Origin of the sequence: Amycolatopsis sp. NPDC052450, assembly GCF_044547565.1 — a bacterium.
In the GTDB taxonomy this organism is placed as follows: Bacteria; Actinomycetota; Actinomycetes; order Mycobacteriales; family Pseudonocardiaceae; genus Amycolatopsis.
In genome coordinates this window covers 63758-90485 of the sequence record NZ_JBIUAQ010000002.1, presented here as the reverse complement: position 1 = coordinate 90485, position 26728 = coordinate 63758, and the positions used below count along the sequence as shown (strand labels likewise).

The window sequence follows — 26728 nt, the reverse complement described above, 5'->3', positions numbered from 1 at the left end:
GAATCGGGCCGTGTCCGAAGGAGAGATCGATTCACTGGCCTGGATCCACGTCCGCGACCGCCGCCTGCTGTCGGTGCGGACCGAGGGAAAGGCCAAGTTCTACCTGCCAGGAGGCAAACGTGAGCCGGGGGAGGGCGACGTCGCCGGACTGTGCCGGGAGATCAGGGAGGAACTCGGCGTCGAGCTCGACCCGCTGAGCTTCCGCTTCTTCGCGGTGCTGAACGAGCAGGCCGACGGCTACGCGGACGGCCGCCGCGTCCGCATGACCTGTTACACCGCCGACCATCGCGGGGAGCCCGCGCCCGGCCGTGAGATCGCGGAGTCCGCCTGGCTGTCCTCGGCCGACGCGAACCGCTGCCCGCCGGCGGGGCGGCGGATGCTCGGGCTGCTCGCCGACGCGGGCCTCGTCGACTAGCCGGGTCACTCAAAGTGAGCTGTTCGGCTCACTGCGTTTACGCTGATCGCCCCATGACCAGCGACTCTCCACTCACTGGGACACCCAAAAGGGTGAATATCGGGTTTCTTCCCGATAACGGCTAACGCGGAGTCACCTTCGTGCGAGAAGTAGTCGACGCACTCGACGGGAGTGCGCTCGGACGAGAGAAGACCTCTCCATGGGTGTTCCCACCGTGACCCCTCCGGCATCGGCGCCGGGGCAGGGTGCCCCCGGCAGGCTGAAGCCGCTGGGGACGGTCGTGGTCGTGCTGGGGGTGATGGCCGTCGCCGTCACGCTGACCGGGTACGTACTGCCGAAGGCATCCTCGCGGCCGGTGCAGAGCCCACCCGCGCCGCAGGTCGAACAGGCCGCGGCCGCCGTGCGCACCGTGCTCCACTCCGTCGTCTACGAACTTTCCGGCGCGAAGGGCGCCCAGAACGTCACCTACGTCGCGCAGGGCTCGGAACTCATGCAGAAGACCGAGGTGACGGCGCCGTGGAGCACCACCTTCGAACGCGAGAGCCAGGAAGGCCGCGACGAGTTCTACAGCGTCTCCGCGCAGGGGTCGGGCAGCGGCGCGCTGCGATGCCGGATCCTCGTCGACGGTGAGGTCCTCAGCGACCGCACCGCCCCCGCCGCGGGCGCTTCGGTGACCTGCACGGCCTGACCCGGCCCTGCGGCAGGATCATCCGCATGACGGATGGTGCGATCGCGTTCGGCCCGGTGCTCGCCGTGGTACTGGCCGTGCTGGCGATCTTCGGCGCGGCCGTGGTGCGGTTCGGCCGATTGGGACAGGGCAAGGCGGTGCTGTTCGCGGCCGCGCGCGCCGTCGTGCAGCTCGCCGCCGTGTCGCTGGTGATCGTCGGGATCCTGGAATCGGGCTGGTTGACCGGCGGTTTCGTACTGCTGATGTTCGCGATCGCGGCGGTCACCTCGGCACGCCGGATCGGGGTGGCGAAGGATCTGGCGTGGGTCGCGCTCGCCATCGCCTCCGGGGTGGTGCCGGTGCTGACGCTCGTACTCGCGACCGGGGTGGTCCCGTGGCGGCCCATCGCGGTCGTGCCGATCGCCGGGATCGTCATCGGCGGCGCGATGTCCGCGACCTCCCAGGCGGCCAGGCGCGCCCTGGACGAACTCGTGTCCCGGCACGGCGAGTACGAAGCCGCGCTGGCGCTGGGATTCCTGCGCCGCCCGGCCGCGCTGGAGATCTGCCGCCCCTCGGCGGGGCAGGCGCTGATCCCGGCCCTCGACCAGACCCGGACGGTCGGCCTGGTGACCTTGCCCGGCGCCTACGTCGGAGTCCTCCTCGGTGGCGCCGGGCCGGTGCAGGCCGGGGTGACCCAGGTGCTGGTGCTCATCGGGCTACTCGCCGCGGAGGCCGTGGCGGTGCTGGTCGTCGTGCACCTCGTCGCGGCCGGCCTGATCAGCCGAAAGGCGACTGAAGATGCGACGTGTCGTTGAACCGCCGCACCATCCAGTCGTCGCCCGACACCACCAGATGGGAGATCGAGCCGTTGTCCACACCGAGGAACGCGAACCGGTTCTTCGCGGCGCTGGCCTGCGCGAAGACCTCGCCGATGACGCCGCCGTGGGTGAACACGGCGATCCTCCGGTCCGGGTTGGCCGCCGCGAGCCTGCCGATGGCGCCCCTGATCCGGCCGCCGAACGACTCCATCGTCTCCGCGGCGGGGATGACGTCCCAGCGCTGCTCGCGCCACAGCTGCTCGACGATCGGGTGGCCTTCGTGGGTGTAGCGCCGGAAAAGCCCGTTCTCCCAGTCGCCGAGGTGGATCTCCCGCAGGTCGGCTTCGAGTTCCGGGGTGAGCCCGAGTTTCGCCGCCAGCGGCGCCGCGGTCTGCGACGTCCGGCGCAGTGTCGTCACGTACAGAGCGGAGATCCGCTCGTCCGCCAGACGGCGGCCCACCCGCTCGGCGTGGTCCCTGCCCTCCGGCGCGAGGTCCGGATCGGCCTGCCCGTCGACGAGGTCGAACGGCGTGCTGCCCTTCGCGGGAGCCGATTCCCCGTGGCGGACAAGGAAGATCTCGGTCGCTCCGGGCGGGGGTGAGAACCGGTGCTGGCGGTATTCGACTTCCTGCTCAGGCGTGCTCATACTCCGGACCCTACCGAGCTATCCCAGCTGTTTGTCCACGAAGCACCAGCGCCAGGTCTCGCCGGGTTCGTGGCTGCGCATCACCGGGTGCAGGCTGTCGTGGAAGTGCTCGGTCGCGTGCTTGCCCGGCGAGGAGTCGCAGCAGGCGACGTTCCCGCATTTGACGCATTCGCGCAGATGCACCCAGGTCATCCCCTTCTCGACGCAGACGGCGCATTCGTCAGGTGAGCTGGGTTCGACCGCGGGCCACTTCTTGGTCAGATGCTTGCAGGATCCCGCCGTCGCGGCGGGGGTGCGCAGTTCCCGATCGGAGTCCGGCACGGCCTCCTCCTCCCTGTCCAGCATGGATTCCTCGATGTCGAGGCGTTCGAGGATCCGGCGCAGGACATCATCATCGGCCATCCCGGAGTCACGCGCCTCCAGGAACTTCTCCCGTTCGACCTCGAGCAGCCGCAACCGCAGGCGCCGATACGCGTCGCTCGGGGTTTCGGACAGCGCGCTCTGCCTGCCGAGTTCCTCCCAAGCCGAGTCCGAGCGGTGCTGGAGCCGGCTGCGCAGGCGTTCGACGATGTCTTCCGGGTCTTCGGGAGTCCGGATCTTCTCCAGCTCTTCGAGTGCGGCCCTGGTCATGTCGTGGAGCACGGCAGCCTCCTGCAACGCGTCCTCGGCCGGGTCGGGCGGCGGCAGTTTCAGGCGGCGCACCAGCACCGGCAGCGTCGTCCCGTGCAGCAGCAGCGTTCCCGCCACCACGACGAACGCGACCAGCACCAGCACGGCTCGTTGCGGGGTGTCCGCGGGCAGCACGAACGCGGCCGCGAGCGTGACGACCCCGCGCATCCCCGCCCAGGCGATCACGGCCGAGTACCGCCACGGCCAGGCGTGACGGCCGAACAGCCGCCGCGCGAGGCCGATGCCCGCCATCCAGATGATCCGGGTGACGATGGTCGCGGCGAGGGTGGCGGCACAGATCAGGACCAGTTCCAGCGCGGTCAGCCCGCTGTCGCCGACCTCGGACATGATCCGGCGGACCTGCAAGCCGATCAGCAGGAAGACGATGTTCTCCAGCAGGAACTGGATGGTCTGCCAGTTCAGCCTGCTGGCCAGCCGGGAGCGGCCCGAAAGCATGCTCGGCGCCTTGTGCCCGAGGATCAGCCCCGCGACGACCACGGCGATCACGCCGGAACCGTGGATCGCCTCGGCGGCCAGATAGGCGACGAACGGGACCACCAGCGAGAGCGCGGTGTCGGTGACCGGATCTTCGAGCCGGGTGCGGATCAGCGCGGCGAGCGCGCCGACGGCGAACCCGATCACCAGCCCGCCACCGGCGGCGAGCAGGAAATCCCCGCCGACCTGCAGCAGGCTCACCGAGCCCGCGATGGCCGCGATGGCGGTCCGCAAGGCGACCAGCGCGGCCGCGTCGTTGAACAGGCTTTCGCCCTCCAGCAGCCGGGTGAGCTTGCGCGGCATCCCGACCTTGCGGGCGACGGCGGTGGCGGCGACCGCGTCGGGCGGCGCGACCACCGCGCCGATCGCGAGCCCGGCGGCCAGCGGCAGACCGGGGATCACCAGCCACGCCACGACCCCGACCGCGGCCGTGGTGAAGATGACGAGCCCCACCGAAAGCAGCAGGATCGGCCCGCGGTTGCGCCGGAAGTCGATCAGCGAGGTGCGGATCGCGGTGGCGTACAGCAGCGGGGGCAGCAGCCCCAGCAGCACGACCTCCGGATCCAGTTCGTACTCCGGGACGCCCGGCACGTACGAGGCGACGACCCCGACCGCGATCAGGCACAGGGGCGCCGACCAGTCGAGTTTCCGCGCCGCGGCGGTGACCAGGAGGACGGCCACGACCAGTGCCACGAGTTCTACCGCGATCTCCACGCCGTTCATCATCACCCGGGAGCCTCGGTGCGCGCGCACCGAGGCCGCGCTACCGCTCCTCGAACCGCACCAGGTTGCCCGCCGGGTCGCGGAAAGAGCAGTCGAAGGCGCCGTAGGACTGCTTCTTGGGTTCCTGGACGACGTCCGCGCCCGCAGCCTGGACCCGGTCGAAGGTCCCGATCAGATCCGGGGTGGACAGCACGATGATCCCGTGGACGCCCTTGGCCATCAGTTCGGCGATCGTGGCGCGTTCCTCGCCGGTGATCTCCGGGCCCTCGGCCGGGGGATGGAGCACGAGCGACGTCTCCGGCTGCCCTGGCGGGCCGACCGTGGCCTGGAGCGGGCTTTCGGCACGCACTTCGAAGCCCAGGATGTCGCGATAGAAGGAAAGTGAAGCCTCGAGATCGTCCGCGGGGAGGTAGGACGCTCGAATCGAGAGGGTCATGCGACTCAAGGTAGGTCGGCGCGCGGCGGCGTCGCTTCTCGATTCCTGATCGGTCGCATGACCTGTTTGACGACGCAGCCGGGCATGCCGCGACCGTCTTCCGCCGCCTGTTTGCGGTACGCGCTCGGTGAGACGCCGACCAGTTCGGAGAACCGCGTGCTGAAGGTTCCCAGCGACGAGAAACCGACGTCGAAGCAGACCTCGGTGACCGACATGTCCCCGCGCCGCAGCAGCATCATGGCCCGCTCGATCCGGCGGGTCATCAGGTAGCTGTAGGGCGATTCGCCGTACGCGGCCCGGAATTCACGGCTCAGGTGCCCGGCTGAGACGTGCACGCCGCGGGCGAGCGCCTCGACGTCCAAGGGCTGCGCGTAGTCGCGATCGATCCGGTCGCGGACGCGGCGCAGCATCGCGAGGTCCCGCAGGCGCGGGTCGGGTTTGCCGGTCACCCGGAAAGCGTAACCCACGCGAGTACGGGAAAGGCCCCCTTCGCCAGGCGGCGAAGGGGGCCTCAGGCGACTCCCCGGGCTAGAGGGTGATCTTGTCGACGTTGGGACCGCCGTTCGCCGTGGTGGCGACCGCCCTGATCTTGTTGACACCCGCCGCCAGTGTCACCTTGACGGTTCTGGTCGTCCAGTTCGGCCAGGCCCCGGTGCCGCCGAAGCCGACACCGGAAGCACTGATCGTGCCGTTGACCGAGAAGTCGAGCGGCCGGTTCGCCGTGGTGCCGTTGGCGTACCGGACGACGACGTCGTAGGTGCCCGCCGCCGGGGCGTCGACCGTCCACTCGACCGAGCTGCCCGCGACGTTGTCGTAGTTGACGAACCCGGTGCCGGTGAACCCGGCGTGGTTGGACTCCACCGCGCCCTGGGCGATCGTGGCGTCCTCGGCCTGGTAGTCGACCGGGTTTCCGGGGCCGGAGCCGTCGGCCGGAACGGTCTGCGTGCCGGTGTTCCAGCCCGAGACCCGCACCGAAGGCTTGGAGCCCTTGAGGTCGGCCGTGCGGTACTTCGCGGTCAGCGTGGTCGTTTCACCCGGCCACAGGCTCACCGCGTTGTCGTTCCACTCGACCGGGAGCACCGGCTTGCCCGCGGCGTCCACGACCTTCGAGTCGACGTAGAACGCCGGGAGCTTGCCGCCCGAGGTGTTCTTCAGCGTCACGGTGGTCGAGGTGGTGCCGTCGCCACCGGCGACCGACTTCGCCGTCGCGCTGACCGCGGACTGCCCGAGGTTCTTCAGCCCGGACAGATCGGCGTAGGCCGACTGGGGTGTGTAGTACCAGTCGCTGCCGGCCCAGTTCAGCGTGTCGGCCTTGGTGGAGAGCCAGTACACGTTCCGGCTGACCTCCTTGCCGGAGGAGTCGGTGAGCACCAGCTTCGCCAGGTAGGTCGTCGAAAGCCCGCTCACCGCCGGGACGGTGACCGCGGTGGCCTTGGCGCCCAGCGCGCCGACGGACAGCCCGGTCTTGGTGTTGCTGTACTTCTCGGTGCCGTCGAGGTTGTACAGCTTCGTGGTCGCCGTCAGCCCGCTGGCCGCGTTCGACGTCTGGTTGATCACCACGACCGACCGATTGTCGTGCGAGTACTGGATGTGCAGTGGCTCGTTGGCCTTCTTGGCCCCGTAGTAGGCGCCGTTCTGGTCCATGTAGGCGTCGAACAGCTGCCAGTGCAGCGAAGTCCACGGGCTGTTGAGCATCCAGTAGATCAACCCGGTCGACGGGTTGGTCGAGTCGGTGTAGTTGCGCGAGTGCGACTCGAACTCCGCGCGGACGTTCTCGTACTGGGCGAGCTGCGCCTTCCGGACGAAGTCGTCCAGGTCGGCCGGCGCGCCGTAGCGCTTGGTGAGCGCGTTGGCGAACAGCTTCAGATTCGCGAACGTCGTCGACGAAGAGCGGTGGTACTGGGGCGCCGACGGGTCCTTCCACATCGTTTCCAGCTCGCTCGCCGACATCATCCGCTTCAACGTGTCCATTGTCGGGATGTCGACGCCGGCGCTGGTCTCCGAGTTGAAGTTCCACGCGCCGCCGCGGTCTTTCTGCGACTTGTCGTACCAGTAGACCGGCGGCACGTAGTCGTACGGGCCGTTCATCTTCATGCCGGAAGCGCCCGTGATCGGGGACGGCCTCTTCGACGCCGACGGGATCACGGGGAGGGTGAAGTCCGCGGCCTTCATCGCGTCGAGGTAGCCCTGCTCGATCCGCCTGTCCGGCGCGAAGTCGCTGCCGATGTGGAACGAGATGACACTCGGGTGGTCACGCAGGCGCTCGGCCTCCGAGAACATCGAAGCCTTGGCGATCGGGTAGTCCGACTCGACCCATGGCTCGCCCTTCTCCTCGCCGTTGACGTGCCCTTCCCATTTGTCGCAGCATTCCCAGCCCGGCATGGTCAGCACGCCGAGGTCGTCGGCGATGTCGAAGAACTCGTCCGGTTCGATGTGACCTTCCAGCCGGACCGTGTTGAGCCCGAGGTTCAGCACGTACTTGAGCTTGTCGGCCGCCGCGGTCTCGCTCCAGCGCAGGAAGAGGTCCGGGGTGTAGCCGCCGCCGCGGATCAGCAGCGGTTTGCCGTTGACGCTGTACTGCCGTCCGCCGCTGGAGTTCAACGGCGCCTTGACGTCACGGACGCCGAACTTCGACTTCGAGGTGTCCGACGGCGTGCCGCCGACACTCGCGGTCAGGTCGAGTTCGTACCGGTGCTGGCCGCCCATCCCGGCCGGCCACCAGAGATTCGGCTTGTCGAGGCCGACCAGGCCGAAGGTGACCGTCTTGCGTTCCTTGGCGGCCAGCGAGACCGTCTGGGTGATCGGCTTGCCCGCGACCGTGCCGGCGACGGTGGCCTGCACCGCGTTCGCCGAGTCGTTGCGGACGTCGGCCTTCACCGTGAGGTCGGCGTGGTCGAGCGAGGAGTTCAGCTTCTGGACCACGTGCGCGCTGCGCAGCGCGACCGGCCCGCTGCGGCGGACGAGGACGTCGCGCACGATGCCCATGTTCTGGTCCGGCGGGGTCTGCGCCCAGTCGATCCAGCCCATCGAGAGGTCGTTGTTGGGATCGTTGGGGTAGACCTTGAACGCGACGCTGTTGACGCCCTGGCGCACGTGCGCGGTGATGTCGAGGTCGTGGCGGGTGTAGGCGCCGTTGACCTGGTCCTTCGTCGCGATCTTGGTGCCGTTGACCCAGACGTCGGCCTTGGAGAGTACGCCGCTGAAGTCGAGGTACGTGCGCTTCGAGGTGTCGTCGACGTTCAGATCCGTGCGGTACCACCACGGCACCGAGAACTGCGCGGCCGGGACGTTCTTCATGTTCGTCGAGTAGAACGGGTCGGCGTACTTGCCGTTCTGCAGTAATCCGGCGTAGACCGTCGAGCGCGACGACACCGGATACCAGCCAGTGATGGGGAAGCCCGGCTTCGAGACCGCCGAGTCGTCGCTGACCTGTGCCGAGGACTGGATCACGTAGCCGGGGATCGGGGTGGCGTTGCCCGCGGCGGCGCCGACGGACAGCGGCACGGCCACCTCCGCGCCGGTGGCGGCGGGAGCGGTGGTCACCCCGCAGACCGCGGCGGCCAGCGCGGTGACGGTCAAGGCCAGTAACGGGATCCGGGTTCTCTTCTGCCGAAAACTCACGAGCGCGCCTCCTTGGGCACACGGCGGCGGACCTGGGCGGAAATCGTTAAGAAAGTTCCCTAACAATGTTGGGGGAGATAGTAGCGGTCACTTCACGCCGGGAACAGACCCTTGCACCGGGTTCGTCAGCCGGGGAAGGCCGGCCGGAGGGCGGCCGCGCGCAGGCAGAGCAGGAGAGGCAGTGACGCGTCGTCACGTAATCTCGCCGGCAGTGATGCCGCGTCGGCCAGGTCCGAACCGGCGGAGAGATCTTCGCCGAGTGCGGCGAGATCGACGTCGAGCAGGGTCGTACCCGCGCTGTACAGCTTTTCGGCGCCGCGTGTACGACGCGTCAGCAGGGTGGCGCCGTCCACGGAAAGTTCCGTGATCCCCAGGAACTCCGGCTTCGCGCCGCGCTCCATCCATCGCGCGAACCCGGTCAGCCGCGTGGAGGTGATCTCGCCGGGCAGAAGCCCGGTCTCCTCGCGGAGTTCCCGCTCCATCCCGGCGATCACCGCGGTGTGCAGCATCCGGCGGCGTCCGCCGTCGGGGGTGTCGAGATCCTGGGGTTCCAGTGAGCCGCTGCCCGACGGAGCGAGCAGTAATGCGCTGGCGGAGTTCCGGCCGGACTGGCGTACCACGACCAGCTTGCCGTCGGAGGTGAACGCGATGGTCGAGACGCCGACCAGCTCGGCCAGTTCGCTGCTCGCGAGCGTGCGCAGGCTGCCAGAGGAATCGGCGAGTTCCTCACGGCGGAGGTCGTACTCCTCGCCGGTGTCCGTCTTGGTGATCCGCAGGGTCGAAAGTTCGTTGGAGCACACGGCGTCGAAGAACCGCGCCCGATGCAGCCGGATCGGGGCAGGTGCGGAGCCGGCGGCGGGGAGCGGTTCGCCGCGCATGCCGATGATGGCGCCGTTGAACAGCAAACGTCCCTTCGCGCGCAAGGGGAGGACGTGTGGTGCGGTCGCCTTGAGCTTGGGAGGCAAGCGGTACGGCTCCTCGGCGACGACGATCCGGAAGTTCCCCGCCGACAGTGCCTCGTCGATCGCGCCCGAAGCAGCCGCAGATCCCGGACGAAGGTGGTGGTGCCCAAAGCCAGCGCCAGCACCGAAAGCAGGATGCCGACGGCGCTGGGCAGGATCGTCACCACGCCGAGGACGACGCCGACTCCGGACGCCGCGACCGGCCATTCACGAGCGGCCGAGTAGGCGCGGCGATCGGCCTTCGCCCTGACCCGGCGGGTCAGTTTTCCCATCGCCACCTTGTTTATCACGGGAGGGGCGCGTGATCCGCCGGGTTGGCGGAAGTGGGACTCAGTCGACGGGCGCCACGTAGATCCACTGCCCGTCGACGCGGACGAAGCGGCTGTTCTCGTGCATGCTGTCCGCCCGGCGATCCTGCCGGTAGTGGGCCCGGAACTCCACGGTGCCCTCGTTCTCCAGCAGCCCGCCGCCGGTCTTGCCGAGGATCTCCAGGAACGTCCAGCGCTGTCCCGGATCGAGCTCGAGGTCGACGGGCCGGGTCTTCGGATGCCAGGTCTTCGTGAGATACGCGGTGTCGCCGACGGCGAACGCGCTGAACCGCGACCGCATCAGGAGTTCGGCGGTCGGCGCGGTCGCGGCTCCCCGGTGGAAGCGGCCGCAGCAAACGCCATACGGCTCGCCAAGGCCGCACGGGCAGCGGGATTCGTCGGTGATCACAGGCACGCCGCCGATTGTGTCATCGCGCTGCCGCGGTGATTTCGAGGTCTCGTGCCTGCTTGAGCCAACCGGTGAACAAGGCGGCGTCGATGTCCTCGACCGAGCGCAGCTTGACGTGCGCCATTTCCCGCGCGCTCGCCTCCAGCCTGCCGGACTCGTCGTCGACGAGCTGCCCCTTCCACAGGGCGAAGGTGACGTACGACGAGTACGCCTTAATCAGGCAGACGAGGTTCTTCCCCACGGCTTCACCGGCGCTCCAAGTCGGGGAGGCGTGGTACATCGCCTCGATGGAGCCCGGGAGGGCGGCGTTGACGATCGGGCGCAGCGCGGTGGCGACTTCGCGCAGGTTTTCGGGCAGGGCGGCGATGTAGTCGTCGACGTTCGCGAACTTGGCCATGACTCGTTCTCCTTCGGTCGGTGTGCTGTGCCCAGCTAACCGTCCGAAGGTCGAAGTTGTCAAGACAAAAAAATTAGTCGGTGCGTTTGAATGTCTGACCTCGTGTTTCCAGCGCCTCACGGATGATGCGGAGCGCTTTGGGGCCGACGCCGTGCAGGCTCGCGAGTTCGGCTTCGGTGGCGCGGGTGAAGTGCTCCAGGCGCGTGTAACCGGCCGCGGTGAAGGCCCGCGTCGCCGGTTTGCCGATGCCGGGCGGCAGGTCGGTCTGAGCGTCCATGGGTGTCCTTTTCGGTCAGTGGCCGTGTCGCCTCCATTGTGGTCGCTGGAGCGGGGTCAAGGTGCGGGAAACTGGACGGCCACTTCGACAGCGGTCTCCAGCGTCGCCTCGCTCGGCCGACCGGCCTCGGGAGCGGACTCGGCGATCACTACCAGCTTCTTGGCCAGACGAGAGTCGTAGTTCTCGCCGGTGAAGCGGCTACCGTGCCGCACCTCGCCGAAAAGCGCGACGTTGCCGGTGTCGTTCCTGTCGACGAGCCTTTTCAGGTCGCTCGCCTCGCTCGCCACCGGCATCTTCACCCACGCGACGGACACGATGATGGTGTTCCCGGCGCCGTCGTCGACGGTGACCGCCATGCGATCGAGATCGACGCAAGGGTGGCGCAGGAAGAAACGCTGGACGTCGCCGAAGGAATGCGGACCGCATTTCAGTTCCCGTTTCGCGGTTTTCTTGAGCTGGCGCCAGCCCAGGCGCTGCCATGCTTCGGAGTGACGGCCTTTTTGTGCGGACTTCTTGCTGGAGCTCTTGCCTTTGAGGGCCTGGCCCGCGGCGGAATCCAGGGAGGCCGCTGTGCCTCCGCCTATTCCGCTGGTGGCGGCCGCGACCACTCCCGCGGTGGCCAGCGCGCCCGCACCGTACTTGTATTTGATCCAACGACCGTCCGGGCCACGTGGTTGATTCACCATGATGTACTCCGTCCCCTCCCAAGTCCGGAACGGCCGATCCTTCTCCGGGTTTTGCGGAGGAATCGAGGATTCTTTCGCCAATACGCCCGAACGGCGTAGCCGGTCTTCGGGATCCCGCCGGTACTGAACAGTTTTCAGGGGCGTGTCTCTCGCGCTCGGCTCAGCTGCCGTGGGCTCGTTGCCTGAACGAACAGAGGGTGTGAGTGGCGACTGTGTGGATTTTCATGCGTTGCGAGCGGGCAGAGGCGGGCCTCGCGCGGAAGGCTCGCCATCTCCAGCGCGGCGCTCGCGAACTTTCTGTCGTGAGATGAGGGCCCGCGGGCCGCCAGAACACGCTCTCTTGGCTCAGTGTTGCTCGCTGGGCAGGCCAAGGGGCCCGTCGTCGGCGTGCCCGACGGGCTCCTCGGATCAAGCGGTGATGCGGTGCACGGTGCGCCGGGATCTTCGTAACGGATCCAGATACTGCGGCGGGATGAATTCCGGTAACCCATCGCCCGCCATCCGTACTTCCCAATCACCGTGATGGATCAGTCGATGGTGGAAACCGCACAGCAGCACGAGGTTCCGGAGATCCGTAGGGCCTCCGTCTGCCCAGTGATGAATATGGTGGGCGTGGCAGTTCTTCGGCCTGCGGTGACAGCCGGGGAAGGCGCAGCCACCGTCGCGAATGTTGAGGGCTCGGCGTTGGCCGGGGGTGACGAACCGTCGCAGCCGCCCCACGTCGAGGGGCTCTCCAGCGGCGCTCATCACCACGGGGAGCATGAGGCAGTCGCAGGCGGCGAGGCGAGCTTCGCGGGCGGTCATCGTTCCGACATAGTCGAGGCAGGCGGTCCCGAGGCCGGTTTTGAGTTCGTCGAGCCCGATCGTGACATGCAGCAGAGTGCGATACCCGCTGGTACCGGGCTGGTCGGGGCAGGCGACGGCGAGGTCGAGGATGTCGACCCAGGCGTCTCCCATGCGTTCGCATTTCATCCGCAGATCGGCTTGACCGAACTCGTCCACCGGCCGCGGCTGGGCGTAGGCCTCCAGGGCGGCGGCGGTACGGGCACCCGTCTCATCGTCGAGGAGACCGGTGAGTTTCCAGAACCCGTCCTTGCGGCGCTCCAGGGTGATCTCCCGGCGCGGCTGAGCGGGTTCGGGATCCTTCGGTTCGTTGCCGTCGGGATCCAGCAACGCGAGCAGGTTCGCCTCGGCTTCCGCGAGTTGCCGGGGACCGGCACTCGGAGCGAGGTTGGCCAAGATCTTCTCCGCACCGGCCCGATCCTCAACCGAGGTATCGGCGGGAAGCTTCTTCAAGAACTCCAAGATCTGATCGATCCGCTCATCCCCGACCAGCCCCTCCGCAGCCACAGCGGCAGTAGCGGGCGCGACAGGAGGAACCTCCGTGCCATCCAAAGCCCGGGTCGGGTTCAGGGCGATGGCCCGGTTCACCACCGCACCCGCCTCACCGACTGATAGTCCCGCTATATCGGCGAACCAGTTGGCCGTGCGGCCATACCCGTACAGATCCTTGACGCCACGAGACTCGATCTCCGCCAAGAATTTCCCGAGTCCGGCGGTCGCCATCCTGATCACCTGCAAGGACTGCTGCACACCATGGGCAAGCTCCAGCTTGCCGGCGCGCCACAGTTCCTGCGGCAACTCGGGAAGGAAAGTCTCGGACACCCCACAACAATACCCCAAAACAATCGAACAGGCGTTCGTAATTTTAAGCAACAAGCGAAACGTCCGAACAACACTGAAGTGTGATTTCGCCTCGCGTGGCGACCACGCAAAGAAAGGGTGACGCAATTAGTCGACTAAATGCGGCCCCGACTGCGAAGTCCGGTGTAGCCGACAAGGGGCGGTCGCCTAGCATCGGCCTCATGACGACAGTGGAACTGACCCGCTTCAAGGTCCCGGCCGACCGCGCGGACGAACTGCTCCAGGCCCGCTCCGCGATGCTCGCCGACTTCCGGGCCGACCGGGAGGGATTCCTCGACGCCCAGCTGATCCGGGTCGACGACGAGACGTGGCTCGACGTCGTGTGGTGGCGTTCCTCCGGGGACTTCGCCGCGTCGCGGGAGAAGGGGGCGAATCTGCCGGGAATCAAGGCATTCTTCGCGCCCATCACCGAGCTGGTCTCCGCCGAGGAGGGCACCACGGCGGACTACCGGGCATAGCCCACATGCCGGGACGGGAAATATCGTCGCCGTCGAGCCGTTGACCTGGGAGAACGAGCAAGGTTACGGAAGGGATCGGCGATGAGCACAAGCCTGGACACGTTCACGCGGGACTGGCAGGGCTGGAAGACCGAACGCGAGCGCGATCTCGCCGATCCGCTCGGCTGGCTCGCTCTGGTCTCGCTCGACTGGCTCGAGGACAAGCCGCGCGCGTACGAGGGGCTGCCCGGCGTGTGGTGGCAGGACGCCGACGCGGCGTACCTCGATCCGCAGGGCGCGGATCTCTCGCACGACGGCGAACGGGTCACCGGAGTTCGTCGTTTCGAGCTGGTCAACAGTGGTGCGACCACCCGGGTCGTCGCCGGCGGCATCGAGATCGAGGTGGCGCGTCGCGGCGGGTACCTGATCCGGACGCATGACCCGAAGGCGCCGGTGCTGAACGCTTTCCGCGGTGTCCCGGCGTACGAGCCCGACGCGGCCTGGGTGCTGTCCGGGACCTTCGAGCCCTTCGACGAGCCGCGGCCGACCACGGTCGGCGCGGTCGTCGAAGGGCTCAGCCACGTCTATGTCTCGCCGGGCATCGTGCGGTTCGAGCACGACGGCGTGGAGCACACGCTCACCGCGTTCAACGGCAAGAAGGACGGCCTGCTCATCCTGTTCACCGACGCCACGAGCGGCGTCACCACTTACGCGGCGAACCGGTCGCTCGCGGTGCCGCCGCCCGCCGAGGACGGAACCGTCGTCCTCGACTTCACCCGCGCGACGAATCTGCCGTGCGCCTTCACCGACTTCGCCACCTGCCCGTTGCCGCCGGCGGGCAACGATCTGCCCTTCGCGGTGGAGGCGGGGGAGAAGCTGCCTTACGAGCGCCCACGCTGAACCGTCGCGAGCGCCGTCATCGCCTCCTGTTCGCGCTGAGCCAGCTCGGACAGGACGGCGGACGCGTCGGCCAGGTGCCGGGCGTCGCCGGTTTCCCCTGCCCGTGTGAACAAGTGCGCGAGTTCGGTCCACAGTGGAGTGATCTCGCGGTACTTCTCATACGCGGTGCGGAGACCGGCGTCGTCGACGAAGGCTGTGCATTCTTCGAGGAAGTCGCGGTAGATCCGGCGGAAGAGCGCGCCGCCGGTCCCAGCCCGTTCCATCAGGACGGCGGCCTGCGGCAGGTCGCGTGCCGGATCGCTGCTGCGGTCCAGCCACTTCCGCACCTGGACGGCGGCTTTGCCGATCCCACGGTAGCCGAGGTTCGCGATGGGTGGGTCGAGGAACTCCGCCGCATTGGCCCGCACCGCATCCCGGATGACGCCCGAAAGTGGCTTAGGAGGCGCGTCCGCGCCGAGAGTGAACGAGCGGTTCTTAGCCGTCATGGGGCCTTTCTCCCCGCGGGCGCGTTCCAGGCTCTCAAGTGAGGTCGATACGGAGCCACCCTGCTGGGCCGTGTCGACCAGGAAGGCGTTTTCCTCGTCGTAGCCATATAGGGCGGCGAAGTGCCCTCCGAAGTGGACTTTCGACGTGAAGTACTCCAGGTGGTATGAGTCGAGTTGCAGGCCGACCGGCGCACCGGCGTCGATCTCCTCGGCCACGTTCCGCCACGCCGTGCGCGCCGACGTCGTTTCCTTGGCCCGCAAGGTCAAGCCGAGACGGTCGGTCAGCCTTCGGGTGATCTCGAAGGGTTTGCTACGCCCTCCGAGGAAGGGAAACGGCAGGTTCTTCCCGTCCCAATAGATGAAGCCGAGGCCTTCACCGAGTCCGAACAGCATCGGTTCGGACAGTTCGACCCCGGCGTGCCGCAGGAGGACGTGGAGTGTGCTGGTCTCGCAGTGCTCTCCGCCCGCGGTGTCGACGCCGTCGAGGATCACGAGGTCACCGGCCAGGCGATCTCGGTGCGGTAGGACTCGGGCGCGACCGACGGCCCGGGCGCCACGAGGTACAGCTCCTCGGCGGGTCCGGCCGGGACGTGGTCGCGTTCGGCGATCCAGCGGCCGAGTGATCGGTACGCGGTCTCGACGTCGTCGTAGTCACCCTCGTGGATCGTCGCGACGAGCAGGCCCCCGGGAAGCTCGCCCGCGCCGATCTCGCCGTCCTCCCGCACCGGCCCGTCCACCGGGACGAACAGTTCGACGGTCAGCTCATCGGGATCATCGGTGAGGTAGCGGGTTCCTGGCGGGCCGGACGGCACGAGTCCTTGTGCGGCGAGCGCCGCGAACAGCCGCCCGTACGCGGGGCCGATCAGTTCGGCCAGGCCGCTCAGCGGCGTCCGGATCGACAGGCGGGCGATCGGCCGCGGCGTGCGCACGCGTTCATAGACATGCAGCCACCGTGCCGGCTCGGCGAGCACGGAGTCGAGCCTGCCGCTGATCGCCGCGAGCTCCGCGGCCCGCGCCGCCACCCGGTCGTGATGCCGTTTGATCGCGGCCTTCACCTCGTCCGGCGTACCCGCGTCGAGGATCTCGGCGATCTCGGCCAGCGGCACTTCCAGCTCCCGCAGCCGCCGGATCAGGCCCGCGCGAGCGAACTGGTCGAGCGAATACCGGCGGTACCCGGTGCCGGGGTCGATCTCGGCGGGCACCAGCAACCCGATCCGGTCGTAGTTCCGCAGCGCGCGGACCGACAGCCTCGTGGCGTGCGCGAACACGCCGATCGGCATCAAGGTCGTCATGGGGAACAGCCTGAACCCTCTCCCGGGGAGAGGGTCAAGCCGGTACCTCACCCCAGTGACAGCCGATCGAGATCCGGGGCGGAAGCGTGGTCGTTGTGCAGCTTGATCGTGTTCGCCCCCGCTCGCAGTTCGACCGGCACCGACGTCGTGAGCCGGGTGTTGTTGCCGGCGCCGTCGACTTTCACTTCGATCGGCGTGCCGCCGTTGACCGTGACGAAGTACGAGCGCGGCCCGTTGACGGTGAAGTCGATGTACAGGGTGTAGCGCCTGGTCTCGGGCACGATGACGTCGTCGAACCGCACCGACGAGCCCGGATCGCCGCCGATGTTGCGGACCTTCTGCCCGCCCGAGCACACCCCGCAGTTCGTGACGCCCGCGTCACCGACATCGTTCGCCGAGTCTTCGGCCTCCCGCATGAAGACCCGGTCCGCGGGCCGTGGGCTCACCCGCACCGGCTTGCTCACCGTTTTCGCCCGCCCGAGCAGGTCGAACGACGCGGTGACCGGGATGTCGGCCGCGGTGACGCCTTCGGGGGAGACCAGGGTCCACGAGGCTTCGAGCTCGTCCCCGACCCGCATGGACGCCGCCGCGGCCGGAGCACCCTGAAGGGTCCAGCCCGCCGGGACAATCGGCGCCACGGTGATCTTCCCGATCGTGTCGTCGGCGTCCAGCCGCAGTTTCGCGGTCACGCGCAGGGACTGCCGTCCCGGTGAAAGCCATTGGGCACCACCGGGTTCGACGGTCAGGGTCGTCCTCGGCGTGTAGGACGGCGGCGGGAGGGGAGCGATCGCGATCCGGTCGAGGCCCGGCCCCGTGGGGGCGTTGCTGAACACCTTGACGGTGTTGGCGCCGGCCTTCAGTGCGACGGGGATCGCCGCCGAGGTCGCGACTCCCGGTGTGCCTGCGTCGATCACGGTCTCGACGGGAGCACCGCCGTTGACGCTCACCGCCGCCGAAGTGGCGGGACCGCCTGTGGTGTCGAGCTGGAGCCGGTAGCCGCCGTCTTCCGCGACCGTCACGCCCGGATAGGTGACCGAGTTGCGCGCGCCGCCACCGAGCCCGGTGACCTGGAACGACCCGGAGCAGGTCGAACACCGGCCGAGGCGGGCGCGGCCGTCGTGGTCGTTGCGGAAGGACTCGGCCTCCAGCGGAACCCGCGCGCCCAAGACCGAATTCGGGTAGCCGTAGGCCACCTTGATCTCGTCGATCGCCAATTGCCGGTAAAAGGGTTTCGCCTGCGGCCCGGACCAGGTGTTCAGCACCTCGAGTTTGATGAACCGGGTCTGCCGTTCGCCGAAGTCGATGAACTGCACGCCGCGGGCGCTCGGCATCGCACCGGTGCGGACCGGCTCGCCCCAGTTCCGTCCGTCGTCGCTGACGTAGACGCGATAGTCCTTGATCCGCGACGAATCCTCCGGCCTGCCGAACGATTCGCGCGCGTGCGTCGGTGACATCTCACGCTGATTCACCGCGAGGTAGGTCGCCGGCCGCCGCTTGCCGAGGTCCAAGGTCAGCGAGACCGGCTGCTTGCCGTCGGCGTCCCAGTAGTTCTCGAAGTTCCCGTCGACGACATTCGACGCCGGATGTCCGGCGCGCGAAGACGAAGCGGTCGCCTTGATCGTGCCGGAATCGTGGAAGTACCGCTGCCCGGCCGTCTCCACCTTGAACACCGTGTCGTAGGTGTCCCAGTCCTTGATGTCCACAAGGGTCAGATAGCCGCCGGATTGACTGAAGCGCAGAGGTTTCCCGGTGCGTACGTCGGACACTCCGGTCACCTTGTAGCCGTTGTCGCGCAAGCGGAGCAGGTCGGTGCTCGGCCGGGTGACCACGTGAAGGTACTGCGTGCGGGCGCCGGGCTCGACGGTGATGACGCCGTGTGCGCCGTCGTTCCAGAACCCGGGCTGCATGCCACCGTACATGTACCCGCCGCCCTCTTTGCCCTGCAGGGAGGACTTGATCGGCGGCACCCAACTCGCCATGAAGTTGTTGTACGCCTCCTGCCGCGGCGGGAACTTCCCGTTCACCATCGGGGTTTCGGCCATCAAGGACTTCATCGACGAACCCGCGTTGGCGATGTAGCGCCCGGTGGACAGCCGGAAGTCGACGGCCTGATCGGTGCCGTCGTACCACCAGGCACCGTTGGTCGGCAGTTTGTAGTCGGCTTCGGTCAGCCGTGGCATCGGGGTGAACGCCGCCTGCGGGTAGTCGTACGGCGGGGTGATACCGGTCTTCTGCTCGTTGCTGACCGTGTCCATGATCGGGGTGTCCTCGTTGTTGTTGCTCAGCAACCAGGACGGCCGCTTCTGCCGGATCTGTTCGTAGAGCTTGTTCTTCTCCCAGTAGTCGTTGTCGTTGTCGATCCAGAACCCGGAGAGATCCGTGTAACGGTCCATGACCTCGTGGAAGAGGTCGTAGCTGTATTCGCCGAAGCCGGGACGGGTGGTCAGGTCGACCTGCTTGCCCTTGTAGGCGGAGTACGCGGCCGAATCGAGCGACTCGACGCCGGTTTCCTTGTGCCACTGGGGATCGTCGGTCATGTAGAGGATCGTCCGGACCCCCTTGGCGTTGCCCGCTTTGACGAGTTCGCCGAGGAGGTCGCGCCGTGTGGCGCAGCTGCCGGGGATCGCCGACGGCCACGGCCGCGCGTAGCCCAGCCTGCTGTGGAAAGTGGCGAGCACGATGTAGGAGGCGCCGAGCTTGCGGGCCTCGTCCACCCAGTAGTCCGCGCTCCAGCCGCCGTCGGTGACGGCGCGTTCCCAAGCGGCGCAGTCGGTCTGGCGTGGCGCGGTGAACATGCCCCAGTGGAGGAAGAGTCCCGCGGTGGCCTCGCGCAGCCACTGCTGGCGGGGATGGTGCACCTCCGCGCTCGCGGCCGTCGTGGTGAACAGGCCCGCCACCAGGGCGAGGACGACGGCGAGCCAGGCGGTGCGGTGCGCTCGAACTCTCATGACCATCCGCTCTCATCCAGGGCGTGGTAACCGAGAGATCCGATGATTGCGCCAGATATGTCGATGGTCAAGCCCCGTTGAGCGGGACACGAGTTAAGTCATCGGAGGTATCGCAGGCTCAGGCCCTCTCGTCTGCAGTACGAGAGGGCCTGCCGGTCGTGCTTCAGATGGTGAAGCCGGGGTGGGTCGCGAAGGCGTTGTCGATCACGAGATTCCCGCGCTGGCGGGCCCGTTCACGCAGTGCCGTCGTCGTGCGGGCGCCCTGGGCGTAGAACCACCACAGGTAGAGCGCGCCGTACATCCAAGCGCCCTCATAACCCCAGGTGGAGTCGGCGCCGCTCTTGCCGGCGCCGAACACCGAACCCGCCGGGAAGTTCGCGTTGTGCGGCTTCCCGCCCTGGTGCCGTGATTCGTGGATCAGCGTCTCGGCCCGGCCGGGAACGTCCTTGGAGTACCAGAAACCCAGGTACACCTCGATCCGGTCGTCGACGAACGCCCCGCTGAACGAGCGCGCGATGGCACTGCCGTCGCCGCACAGTGAACGGAGGTCGTCACAGTTGTCGCGGACGTAGCGGCGTGCCCAGTTCAGCATCGCCCCGGAATAGGCGTCGTTCGCGTAGTCCTGTGCCGAATAGGTCAGCAGGTAGCACGCGTTGAACGTCCGGGCGAGCGGCTTGTCGGTGTTGCACGCGTCTTCCCAGCCGAAGCCGTCGTCCCAGTAGTCCTTGTTGCCCGCGAAGCCGTAAGTGTTCCAGAAATAGTCGATGTAGGTCTGATTGCAGATCGAGGCACCGTAGAAATTGTCCCCGGTCACGTTCTTGTCCGGCACGGTGTAACTGCAAGTGGCCATCGGAGATCACCTGTCCGTAGAAGGAATTCGTTCGATTCAGGAGCGCGGGGGCTCCGGCGGTGGCACGTCGTCGGTCCGCGAGTCCTTCACGTACCGTCCGCCGACGGCCTGCGGGACACCGCGGACGTCGACCCGCCGGATGTTCAGCAACCGCTCGTCCTCGGTGCCGCTGAGCGCCTCGCGCACCCGGGCGGTGAGGTCGGTGTCACCGGTCTCGGCGATGGCCTGGACGGCCGCGCGCCGTACCGTGAACACCTCGTGCCGGACCTGCCGCAGCAGCAGGTCCTTGGCCGCGTCGTCCCCGGCGGATGCCAGCCGTGCCAACGCTTCCACGGCGGTGGTGCGGATGATCACCTCTTCACCGACGGTGCTGATCCCGTGTGCCGGGTCGTCGGAACGCTCCGGCGGGATCGGCTGGCGCAGCACGTTTTCGAGCGCCGGCACGGCGGCAGCGTGCCGCAGGTCGGTGAGCAACTGGACCAGCCCCCAGCGCTCCAGATACTGCTCCTCGGACAGGTCGTCGTACTGCGCGCCGAGCGCGGGGACGACGTCGTCCGCCCGCTCGCGAAGCCTGTCGAGGCTGCGCTGATAATTGCGTTCGGCGTCCTCGCCGGACGCGGCCATGGTTTCGGCGGCCTGGGTGACCAGTTCGCCGATTTCGCTGTTCGAGAAGCTTCCCAGGCCCGAACTGCCCGGGCCCGCTTCGAGATTGTCGCCACCCGAACCCAAGGACGGGGTATCGGGATTGCGTGGGGTCGGCATGAGGTTCTCCTTCGCAGCGGCGTTGATGCTGACGGAAGGAAGGAACGCGATACCGGACGGCAGATACGTGATTTTTCGAAAATTCGCCCGTTGGGGCGGCCCGGGTTTTTCACCGCGGGAATCCGAAAAGGATTTTGATCACCGGAAAGCAAGCGACCGGCGAAAAGCATTCACGGATTCCCGCCCGTGATCAATGACGGACGTCGATGACGACCCGGTTCGGCGACGTCAAGGTGAACACCGTGACCGGTGTCCTCGACCGGACGCCGAGACCGATCGACAAGGTACCTTCGTAGTCGCCGGTGACCGCGACCGCCATGACATTGCGCAGGGCACGGGTCCGGAACTTCTGCGGCCCGGGATAGGTCGGATTCCCGGCGTCGTCGTGCGCGGCCGCCGGAGTCGCGGTGACCGCGATGAAGTATTCCCCGGTCAGCCAGACGATTTCGCCCGAACCGTCGGCGATCAACTCGTCGACGAGTTCGTACCGGACGGCGGGAGCCGGACCCGCGGTCAGGTCGAGCACGATCCGGTCGAACCCGGGGTTCTGGCCGGTGCGGATGTTCGTCATCGTGGGGATCTGTTGCGCCGTCGCGGAAACGGGTGCGACCGCGGCGAGGGCGCCGGCCAACATCAGCGCGGTGGCGGCGAGTGCGCGTCGTAGGGTGATGGTCATGGCGATGACCTCCTGCCGGAGAGTTGATTCCTTGAAGACGTCCTTGGTGTCGGAGAGGTTGTATTCCTCGCGCTATCGTTACTGATCGCCGAATGCGCGTCGAACGATCTCGAAGTCGGCGGGAGAATGGTTTTTAACGCTCTCCGCGAGCTGGTCGATGTATCGGAGATCGCTTTTCGCGCGTCCGTGGTGTCACCGCCCCAGTAGCGTGCGCCGGGAAGGTACCGTCGACCGCGAGGTTGTAGTCCTCGAGCGGCGCGAGCCGTTGCCAGGCCGGTGTCTTCCGTGCCTGCGCCGGTACGGGACGCTCCAGAACGACCAGACCGCCCGGTGGATCGTCGCGCGCCCTGTAACCCGGGCGGACCATGCCGACCGGCGGAGGACGCCAAGCCGGTTCGCTGATCTCGCCGTATCCGCTGTGCCGGGGTCGTATCCGTAGGACGGCATCGCGCTGTGGTTCGGGCCGTGGTGGCGGAACGTTGCGACGGCCATTTCTCGAACCCGCCGGATGTGGTGTACTAGTACACCTTGAGTGCGACGGTCGGCGAAAGCCTTCGCCGGTTCTGATCTTTCACGGTCAGGAGGAGTTTCTTGTCGTCAAGCGTGGGGGCGCCGAGCCGGTTCTCGGAGCATCGGGCCTTCGTCTGTCAGCCGGTGTTCCTGGAACGCCTGCTCGTGAACGTGGAAATGCGGTATGGAAGGGCATATCGCCGGTTGGCGGTGCGAACTGTCGTCGCCTGCGAGAACGACGTCGACGGCTACACGACGCGGGCTCCCGCCGAAGTGTCGGGTCCCGTCAAAGCGATCTTGGGATGCCGCGTCGAGACCTCGGCGGATGCTGTGGATCTGCGCTTCCCGAAACCGCTGCGCAAAGGCGAGCGGCACGAGTTCGTCTCCCTCGTGTGCGATGACGATCTGGACGGCGAGAGGCGGTGGATCAACATCGACGTCGACCATCACGGGATTGCGCCAGGTGTCGTCGACAACGAAGGCAAGGTCAAGGCGGGACTCAACGTCAGCGTCACGTTCGATGACCACGTTCCCGACGCCTGCTGGTGGTATACGGAACAAACCGAGTGCGAGCGCGTGATCCGGCCGCCGGACGGTGATCGGCGTCTGCTCGAAATCCGGCGTGGCGTCGTCGAGCACACGTTCGCGGGGCCTTGCCGGCCGCGGGAGCAGTACGGCATCGCTTTTTCACTGATGGGCCAGGGGAGTGAACATGGCCGATGACCTGGGCTTGGAGTCGCTGCTCGACTACGCGCGAGAAGATCGGGTCGGACTCTCGGTCGTGGTCGCCGTGGCGGGAGCGAAGGTGGGCGAAGGCGCGACCATCGCGGAGAGAACCACAGCGCTGCTCTCGGTGGTGGAGGCCTTGATGGACCGAGGCGCGCTTCCCGGCGACCTGGTGGGTACGGATCGCGACTTCGTGGCGTGGCCGGGGTCGAAGGCCGAGGTTCTCTCGCGCCTGGCCTGCGAGGTCAAGGCGCTGGGGGACCTTCCGGCGACAGGGGAGCTTTGCTGGATCCATGATCCGGCCGCCACTGGGTGACGTTGCTCGAGTCGAGTCAGAGATCGGTGGCGGATCTCCGTGCCACATGTTCGATGTGGTGGGAGGTAGCCATGGCGACCCAGCGAGAGACTGACCCGGCGGTTCTCCCTCCTGTGCGTCGGCATCGCGCCAGTTCCCCGTCGCCCCATGAGTAGTCCGGCCCGGCGAAATCGTTTCGTTCGGCCAGCTCCTCGACCAGATCTGTGAATCGCTCGGCGGGATCGTCGCCTTCTTCGACTTTGCGGCGCAACAGCACGGTCTTTCCCGGCACGGTGTAACAGAGGTACGGATTCGGGGTTCTCGGGTTGCCATCGGACCTCGGCGGCAGCGGATGCGTCACGCCGTAGTCGCCGTAGCTGACCCCGTTCGCACTGGCGTGGTGTGTTTCGTTCCAGAGGGTGACTTCCGGGCGATCGCGTTCGGTCGTCACGTAGGTGGTTCGCCGGGCTGGGATGGATCCGGCCAGAAGCGTGGTCGTGGCGGGGCCGAGCAGGTCGGACAACGCCGAGGCCGTTTCGGCTGCCGCGGTGGCTTGGCCCGGGCGGACGGTCTCGACGAAGCCGGCGTCGAGGATCGTATGGACCTGCCCCGGTCGCGTGCCCGTCGACTTCATGATCGAGTCGATCCGCCCGAGGAGTTCGCGTAGCGGTCCACCCGAGTGAGGGAGCCGGATGGCGATGTCGCGATCCTGGTGTTCGAGCAGCAGACGCACTCTGCGTAACTCGTACTCCGAGGCGTCAAGAGCGACGACAGGAATCAAGTAGGCGACGTCAGGTGCGAAGAGCCCGAGCTCGGCCTGCGCGGCGAACTCGATGGCATGGTCGAGAAACTCGAATACCCCTCCTGGCTGCTGTGCCAGCGGGCTGCCGGCTGTCAGCCAGGTGGTGTCGATCCACAAGGGGCGGCCGTGAGACGCGGCCCGCACGGCCGCCCGAACGAGCGCGGGGAGGATCCGGCCTCCGGTCGGCGCCACGGAATCGAGCAGTTCGACCAGCACGCTCACCTGCGCGTCTTGAGGGGATCGCAGGTTGCTCAGAGCGCTCAACTCTCCGACCTTGGCCTTGACCGCGACCAGCGGACGAACGGGGTGCATCCGCCTTCCTCCCCGTGGGCGGCGACATTGTTTGAACTCTTTCAGTATCAAGCAACGTGGCGGCGGAAGCCGTCCTCCGAGCAGGTGGCAGGCGCTGCCCTTTGTGAGTGATCAGGTTCGCGGCGTCAATCAGTTCGGCGGTGTAGCTCATCGGGCTACGCCGGCTTCGTGAAGGTGATCACCCAGCGCGAGTTCCGAAATAGTTCCGCTGCCGCTATCGCATCCTCACGCGGACTGTTGCGCTGCACCCGCAACGAGGACGGCTTCAAAGGCCCGGGCAACGTGGTCGAAGTAGTCGGCGTCTGAACGGCTTCGTTCCAGCCCGCCGAACTGGCGCTGCAGAATGCACCTCGTTCGAGCTTGCGAGGGCGACTGGATCTTGACGCTGTGATAGTCGTGCGGCGAACGTTGTCTGGGCGTCGATGACACGCCCGGCCAGTTCACCAGCCGCGTTCGCGCCACTCCTCGACCTGCGGGCGCTGCTCACCCAGCGTCGAGTCGTCCCCGTGGCCAGGGTAGAACCAAGTCTCGTCCGGCAGTTCGCCGAAGATCCGCGACTCGACGTCGTCGATCAGCGACTTGAATTCCTCCGGCGACCCAGTCTTGCCGACGCCGCCGGGGAACAGCGAGTCGCCGGTGAACAGGTGCGGGTGCCCGGCCGGGTCGCGGTACAGCAGCGCGATGGAGCCGGGGGTGTGGCCGCGCAGGTGGATCACCTCGAGGGTGACCTGCCCGACCTTGACCGTGTCGCCGTGTTCGACGAGGAAGTCCGGCGGGATCGGCAGCGGCCCGGCGTCCAGCGGGTGGGCGGCGGTGTTCGCGCCGTTCGCGCCGGCGACGGCGCCGAGGGCCTGCCAGTGGTCCTGGTGCTGGTGGGTGGTCACGACGGTCTTCAGCGCGGGCCGGTCGGGGCCGTGGCCGATGAGGTCGGAGATCCGTTCCGGGTCGTTCGCGGCGTCGATCAGCAGCGCCTCGTTCTCGGCGCGGCAGACGAGCAGATACGCGTTGTTGTCCATCGGGCCGACCGACAGCTTCGTGATGGTGAGCGCGTCCAGGGTGCGGCGGGCGGCGTCGCCGCCGGGGTCGACATGCCCGGTGTAGGTCTCGACGATGTTCACACCGCACACGGTAGTCGTTCGCCTGCAAGCGGTTCCACCCGCACAGGTGGCGCACAGGGGCAGGACGTAGGCTCGCGTCGCCCCGCCAGCCGAACCACAGGACGCTCGTGCCCGACGCCTCGCCACGCGCCTCGCGCAAGATCAGCTGGGACGTCCTTCGCGTTGTCGCCGTCTTCGCGGTCATGCTCGGGCATGTCACCCATCAGGGGGCACTTCTGCATCCGGAACTGGTGGGCTACCCCTTTCGGGTGACCGCTCAGTTCGGCGCGGCCATCCTTTTGGTGATTTCCGCGTTCTTCGTCTGCGCGAGCCTCCGGAAGGGGAGGCCGGGGCGGTGGCTGTGGAACCGGGTCGCACGGCTGGTGCCCGCGTATCTGGTGGCGGTGCTCGTCACCTACGTCGTCGCCCGGTACGCGACGATCCGGTTCAGCGGCCTGTCGTTCCCGCCGGGCCTCACCGGTTTCCTGTTCGGCGTGCCGCACGGTCCGCCGTCCGATCCGTCGCCCTGGTACGTCCCCACCGGCGCCGATCTGCTCGCCAACCTGGGCATGGTCCAGGAATGGGGCTGGCGTTACGAACTCTTCTACTACCTCGACGGCGCCTATTGGACGCTGCCGGTCCAGCTTGTCGCGTTCACCGCCGCGGCGCTGCTGTGGCCGCGCCGGTGGCGCACCCATCGGCTCACCGTCGGGCTGCTGTGGGCGCTGATCCTGGTCCCGCTGGTCCTCCGGTTCGTCGTGTTCGACCCGGTTTCCACGCCGAAGCTCGTCGAGACCTTCTACTACGGGCTCGGCCTGCATCGTGTGCATGTCTTCGCGATCGGGATCGCGATCTGGCTGTGGGCGAAACGACGGCTGGCGCACTGGCATCTCGCGCTGTTCCTGCTCGCCGCCTGCGCGGCGCAGGATCTGCAGGTCTTCCCGTTCCACCAGACCCTGCCGAACGATCCCGAGCGCTGGCCGTCGGCCGCCGGGTTCGCGATCATGCTGGTGCTGGTGTGCCTGGCCGCGCGCGGGCCGGACTGGCGGTTCCCCGGTCTGTCCCGGATCGCCCCGGCTGTCACCTGGCTCGCGGGCATCTCGTATGGTCTTTATCTGGTGCACCAGGAACTCGGTTACATCCTGGCCCGTGCCCTGCTGAACGTCGGCGTCCCCGGCTGGCTGCGTCTCCCCATCGTGCTGGCCGCCGCCGTATTCGGGGGCTGGGCGGTCACCGCGGGCGTGGAACGACCGGTTCACCGGTGGCTCACCGCTCGCCGGGATCGACGCGATAAGCCCGGAAAACCGCAGGTCAAAGACTCGGAACCAGTTTCTGTCGGTGGTGCCTCGTAGCATGGAGGCGGCCGCCCGTGCAGCTATCGACCGGGTCGGCGACCGCAGCTG

The 26728-nt window shown here is 67.6% G+C and carries 28 protein-coding genes; 9 read left to right on the top strand and 19 right to left on the bottom strand.

All coding sequences use genetic code 11. The annotated features are described in order from the left end of the window. Positions 1–10 precede the first annotated feature (10 nt). From ACIHAO_RS05285 to ACIHAO_RS05275, 3 genes are all read left to right on the top strand, one after another. On the top strand, positions 11–415 hold the full coding sequence (locus ACIHAO_RS05285) for an NUDIX domain-containing protein (RefSeq protein ID WP_396554878.1): 405 nt from the start codon (positions 11–13) through the stop codon (positions 413–415). 199 nt (positions 416–614) lie between these two features. Then, entirely contained in the window at positions 615–1103 is a 489-nt protein-coding gene (locus ACIHAO_RS05280) for an MmpS family transport accessory protein (RefSeq protein WP_396554877.1), read from the top strand. Positions 1104–1129: 26 nt separating this feature from the next. Next, positions 1130–1897 carry an ABC transporter permease gene (locus tag ACIHAO_RS05275; protein ID WP_396554876.1) on the top strand — a complete coding sequence of 256 codons (768 nt, stop codon included), beginning with the start codon at positions 1130–1132 and terminating at the stop codon, positions 1895–1897. Here the strand turns inward: ACIHAO_RS05275 and ACIHAO_RS05270 are convergent. The 6 genes from ACIHAO_RS05270 to ACIHAO_RS05245 form a co-directional block, all read right to left on the bottom strand. Beyond that, positions 1860–2546, bottom strand: coding sequence for a histidine phosphatase family protein (locus ACIHAO_RS05270; RefSeq protein ID WP_396554875.1), 687 nt, complete (start codon positions 2544–2546; stop codon positions 1860–1862). The two genes, ACIHAO_RS05275 and ACIHAO_RS05270, sit on opposite strands and share 38 nt — an antisense overlap. An 18-nt stretch (positions 2547–2564) precedes the next feature. After that, positions 2565–4433 (bottom strand): Na+/H+ antiporter, encoded by a 1869-nt coding sequence (locus ACIHAO_RS05265; RefSeq protein WP_396555372.1) that lies wholly within the window; start codon positions 4431–4433, stop codon positions 2565–2567. Positions 4434–4473: 40 nt separating this feature from the next. Further along, positions 4474–4869 (bottom strand): VOC family protein, encoded by a 396-nt coding sequence (locus ACIHAO_RS05260; RefSeq protein WP_396554874.1) that lies wholly within the window; start codon positions 4867–4869, stop codon positions 4474–4476. Positions 4870–4874: 5 nt separating this feature from the next. Beyond that, the gene (locus ACIHAO_RS05255) at positions 4875–5279 is read right to left on the bottom strand and encodes a helix-turn-helix transcriptional regulator (protein ID WP_396555370.1); all 405 of its coding nucleotides are present in this window, start codon (positions 5277–5279) and stop codon (positions 4875–4877) included. A gap of 118 nt (positions 5280–5397) precedes the next feature. Further along, a complete protein-coding gene (locus ACIHAO_RS05250; RefSeq protein ID WP_396554873.1) occupies positions 5398–8490 on the bottom strand; it encodes a glycosyl hydrolase 2 galactose-binding domain-containing protein in 3093 nt (1030 codons plus the stop codon). 125 nt (positions 8491–8615) lie between these two features. Beyond that, positions 8616–9455 (bottom strand): hypothetical protein, encoded by an 840-nt coding sequence (locus tag ACIHAO_RS05245; protein ID WP_396554872.1) that lies wholly within the window; start codon positions 9453–9455, stop codon positions 8616–8618. 99 nt (positions 9456–9554) lie between these two features. Between ACIHAO_RS05245 and ACIHAO_RS05240 the strand changes: the two genes are divergently transcribed. Continuing rightward, positions 9555–9677 carry a hypothetical protein gene (locus ACIHAO_RS05240; protein ID WP_396554871.1) on the top strand — a complete coding sequence of 41 codons (123 nt, stop codon included), beginning with the start codon at positions 9555–9557 and terminating at the stop codon, positions 9675–9677. Positions 9678–9782: 105 nt separating this feature from the next. Here ACIHAO_RS05240 and ACIHAO_RS05235 read toward each other — a convergent pair whose 3' ends face one another. The 5 genes from ACIHAO_RS05235 to ACIHAO_RS05215 form a co-directional block, all read right to left on the bottom strand. Continuing rightward, positions 9783–10169, bottom strand: a complete 387-nt coding sequence (locus ACIHAO_RS05235; RefSeq protein WP_396555368.1) for a YchJ family protein — start codon at positions 10167–10169, stop codon at positions 9783–9785. A 19-nt stretch (positions 10170–10188) separates the two neighbouring features. Further along, entirely contained in the window at positions 10189–10566 is a 378-nt protein-coding gene (locus tag ACIHAO_RS05230) for a DUF1801 domain-containing protein (RefSeq protein WP_396554870.1), read from the bottom strand. Between the two features lie 73 nt (positions 10567–10639). Next, on the bottom strand, positions 10640–10843 hold the full coding sequence (locus ACIHAO_RS05225; RefSeq protein ID WP_396554869.1) for a DNA-binding protein: 204 nt from the start codon (positions 10841–10843) through the stop codon (positions 10640–10642). A gap of 56 nt (positions 10844–10899) precedes the next feature. After that, positions 10900–11610 (bottom strand): hypothetical protein, encoded by a 711-nt coding sequence (locus ACIHAO_RS05220; protein ID WP_396554868.1) that lies wholly within the window; start codon positions 11608–11610, stop codon positions 10900–10902. 327 nt (positions 11611–11937) lie between these two features. Continuing rightward, positions 11938–13194, bottom strand: coding sequence for a DUF222 domain-containing protein (locus ACIHAO_RS05215; protein WP_396554867.1), 1257 nt, complete (start codon positions 13192–13194; stop codon positions 11938–11940). 200 nt (positions 13195–13394) lie between these two features. Between ACIHAO_RS05215 and ACIHAO_RS05210 the strand changes: the two genes are divergently transcribed. Next, complete coding sequence (locus ACIHAO_RS05210) at positions 13395–13691, top strand: antibiotic biosynthesis monooxygenase (protein WP_396554866.1); 297 nt, start codon at positions 13395–13397, stop codon at positions 13689–13691. 81 nt (positions 13692–13772) lie between these two features. Further along, positions 13773–14570, top strand: coding sequence for a DUF1684 domain-containing protein (locus ACIHAO_RS05205; protein ID WP_396554865.1), 798 nt, complete (start codon positions 13773–13775; stop codon positions 14568–14570). Here ACIHAO_RS05205 and ACIHAO_RS05200 read toward each other — a convergent pair. From ACIHAO_RS05200 to ACIHAO_RS05175, 6 genes are all read right to left on the bottom strand, one after another. Further along, positions 14552–15547, bottom strand: coding sequence for a BtrH N-terminal domain-containing protein (locus ACIHAO_RS05200; RefSeq protein WP_396554864.1), 996 nt, complete (start codon positions 15545–15547; stop codon positions 14552–14554). The two genes, ACIHAO_RS05205 and ACIHAO_RS05200, sit on opposite strands and share 19 nt — an antisense overlap. After that, positions 15544–16347, bottom strand: a complete 804-nt coding sequence (locus ACIHAO_RS05195) for a MerR family transcriptional regulator (protein ID WP_396554863.1) — start codon at positions 16345–16347, stop codon at positions 15544–15546. Before ACIHAO_RS05195 ends, ACIHAO_RS05200 begins: the two co-directional genes overlap by 4 nt. Before the next feature lie 47 nt (positions 16348–16394). After that, the gene (locus ACIHAO_RS05190; RefSeq protein WP_396554862.1) at positions 16395–19301 is read right to left on the bottom strand and encodes an alpha-L-fucosidase; all 2907 of its coding nucleotides are present in this window, start codon (positions 19299–19301) and stop codon (positions 16395–16397) included. Between the two features lie 157 nt (positions 19302–19458). After that, positions 19459–20145, bottom strand: coding sequence for a hypothetical protein (locus ACIHAO_RS05185; protein ID WP_396554861.1), 687 nt, complete (start codon positions 20143–20145; stop codon positions 19459–19461). A gap of 36 nt (positions 20146–20181) precedes the next feature. Further along, positions 20182–20907 (bottom strand): HEAT repeat domain-containing protein, encoded by a 726-nt coding sequence (locus ACIHAO_RS05180; RefSeq protein WP_396554860.1) that lies wholly within the window; start codon positions 20905–20907, stop codon positions 20182–20184. A 190-nt stretch (positions 20908–21097) separates the two neighbouring features. Then, positions 21098–21583: a hypothetical protein gene (locus tag ACIHAO_RS05175; protein WP_396554859.1), complete on the bottom strand. Its 486-nt coding sequence runs from the start codon at positions 21581–21583 to the stop codon at positions 21098–21100. Positions 21584–22237: 654 nt separating this feature from the next. On the opposite strand from ACIHAO_RS05175, the gene ACIHAO_RS05170 reads away from it, so the two are divergent. After that, positions 22238–22816 (top strand): hypothetical protein, encoded by a 579-nt coding sequence (locus ACIHAO_RS05170; RefSeq protein ID WP_396554858.1) that lies wholly within the window; start codon positions 22238–22240, stop codon positions 22814–22816. Next, positions 22806–23135, top strand: a complete 330-nt coding sequence (locus ACIHAO_RS05165) for a hypothetical protein (protein ID WP_396554857.1) — start codon at positions 22806–22808, stop codon at positions 23133–23135. Before ACIHAO_RS05170 ends, ACIHAO_RS05165 begins: the two co-directional genes overlap by 11 nt. Positions 23136–23151: 16 nt before the next feature. Here the strand turns inward: ACIHAO_RS05165 and ACIHAO_RS05160 are convergent, their stop codons facing one another. Both ACIHAO_RS05160 and ACIHAO_RS05155 read right to left on the bottom strand, forming a co-directional pair. Next, positions 23152–24228, bottom strand: a complete 1077-nt coding sequence (locus tag ACIHAO_RS05160) for a hypothetical protein (protein ID WP_396554856.1) — start codon at positions 24226–24228, stop codon at positions 23152–23154. 440 nt (positions 24229–24668) lie between these two features. Beyond that, the gene (locus ACIHAO_RS05155) at positions 24669–25346 is read right to left on the bottom strand and encodes an MBL fold metallo-hydrolase (RefSeq protein WP_396554855.1); all 678 of its coding nucleotides are present in this window, start codon (positions 25344–25346) and stop codon (positions 24669–24671) included. Positions 25347–25453: 107 nt separating this feature from the next. Here ACIHAO_RS05155 and ACIHAO_RS05150 point away from each other — a divergent pair, with 107 nt between their 5' ends. Then, positions 25454–26677, top strand: a complete 1224-nt coding sequence (locus ACIHAO_RS05150) for an acyltransferase family protein (protein WP_396554854.1) — start codon at positions 25454–25456, stop codon at positions 26675–26677. Positions 26678–26728: the final 51 nt, after the last annotated feature.

What these genes read in the sequence shown, in the direction of transcription:
- ACIHAO_RS05280 (WP_396554877.1), top strand. Translation starts at nt 615, where the DNA reads ATGGGTGTTCCCACCGTGACCCCTCCGGCATCGGCGCCGGGGCAGGGT.
- ACIHAO_RS05275 (WP_396554876.1), top strand. Translation starts at nt 1,130, where the DNA reads ATGACGGATGGTGCGATCGCGTTCGGCCCGGTGCTCGCCGTGGTACTG.
- ACIHAO_RS05270 (WP_396554875.1), bottom strand. Translation starts at nt 2,546, where the DNA reads ATGAGCACGCCTGAGCAGGAAGTCGAATACCGCCAGCACCGGTTCTCA.
- ACIHAO_RS05265 (WP_396555372.1), bottom strand. Translation starts at nt 4,433, where the DNA reads ATGAACGGCGTGGAGATCGCGGTAGAACTCGTGGCACTGGTCGTGGCC.
- ACIHAO_RS05260 (WP_396554874.1), bottom strand. Translation starts at nt 4,869, where the DNA reads ATGACCCTCTCGATTCGAGCGTCCTACCTCCCCGCGGACGATCTCGAG.
- ACIHAO_RS05255 (WP_396555370.1), bottom strand. Translation starts at nt 5,279, where the DNA reads ATGCTGCGCCGCGTCCGCGACCGGATCGATCGCGACTACGCGCAGCCC.
- ACIHAO_RS05230 (WP_396554870.1), bottom strand. Translation starts at nt 10,566, where the DNA reads ATGGCCAAGTTCGCGAACGTCGACGACTACATCGCCGCCCTGCCCGAA.
- ACIHAO_RS05225 (WP_396554869.1), bottom strand. Translation starts at nt 10,843, where the DNA reads ATGGACGCTCAGACCGACCTGCCGCCCGGCATCGGCAAACCGGCGACG.
- ACIHAO_RS05210 (WP_396554866.1), top strand. Translation starts at nt 13,395, where the DNA reads ATGACGACAGTGGAACTGACCCGCTTCAAGGTCCCGGCCGACCGCGCG.
- ACIHAO_RS05205 (WP_396554865.1), top strand. Translation starts at nt 13,773, where the DNA reads ATGAGCACAAGCCTGGACACGTTCACGCGGGACTGGCAGGGCTGGAAG.
- ACIHAO_RS05195 (WP_396554863.1), bottom strand. Translation starts at nt 16,347, where the DNA reads ATGACGACCTTGATGCCGATCGGCGTGTTCGCGCACGCCACGAGGCTG.
- ACIHAO_RS05190 (WP_396554862.1), bottom strand. Translation starts at nt 19,301, where the DNA reads ATGGTCATGAGAGTTCGAGCGCACCGCACCGCCTGGCTCGCCGTCGTC.
- ACIHAO_RS05185 (WP_396554861.1), bottom strand. Translation starts at nt 20,145, where the DNA reads ATGGCCACTTGCAGTTACACCGTGCCGGACAAGAACGTGACCGGGGAC.
- ACIHAO_RS05180 (WP_396554860.1), bottom strand. Translation starts at nt 20,907, where the DNA reads ATGCCGACCCCACGCAATCCCGATACCCCGTCCTTGGGTTCGGGTGGC.
- ACIHAO_RS05175 (WP_396554859.1), bottom strand. Translation starts at nt 21,583, where the DNA reads ATGACCATCACCCTACGACGCGCACTCGCCGCCACCGCGCTGATGTTG.
- ACIHAO_RS05165 (WP_396554857.1), top strand. Translation starts at nt 22,806, where the DNA reads ATGGCCGATGACCTGGGCTTGGAGTCGCTGCTCGACTACGCGCGAGAA.
- ACIHAO_RS05160 (WP_396554856.1), bottom strand. Translation starts at nt 24,228, where the DNA reads ATGCACCCCGTTCGTCCGCTGGTCGCGGTCAAGGCCAAGGTCGGAGAG.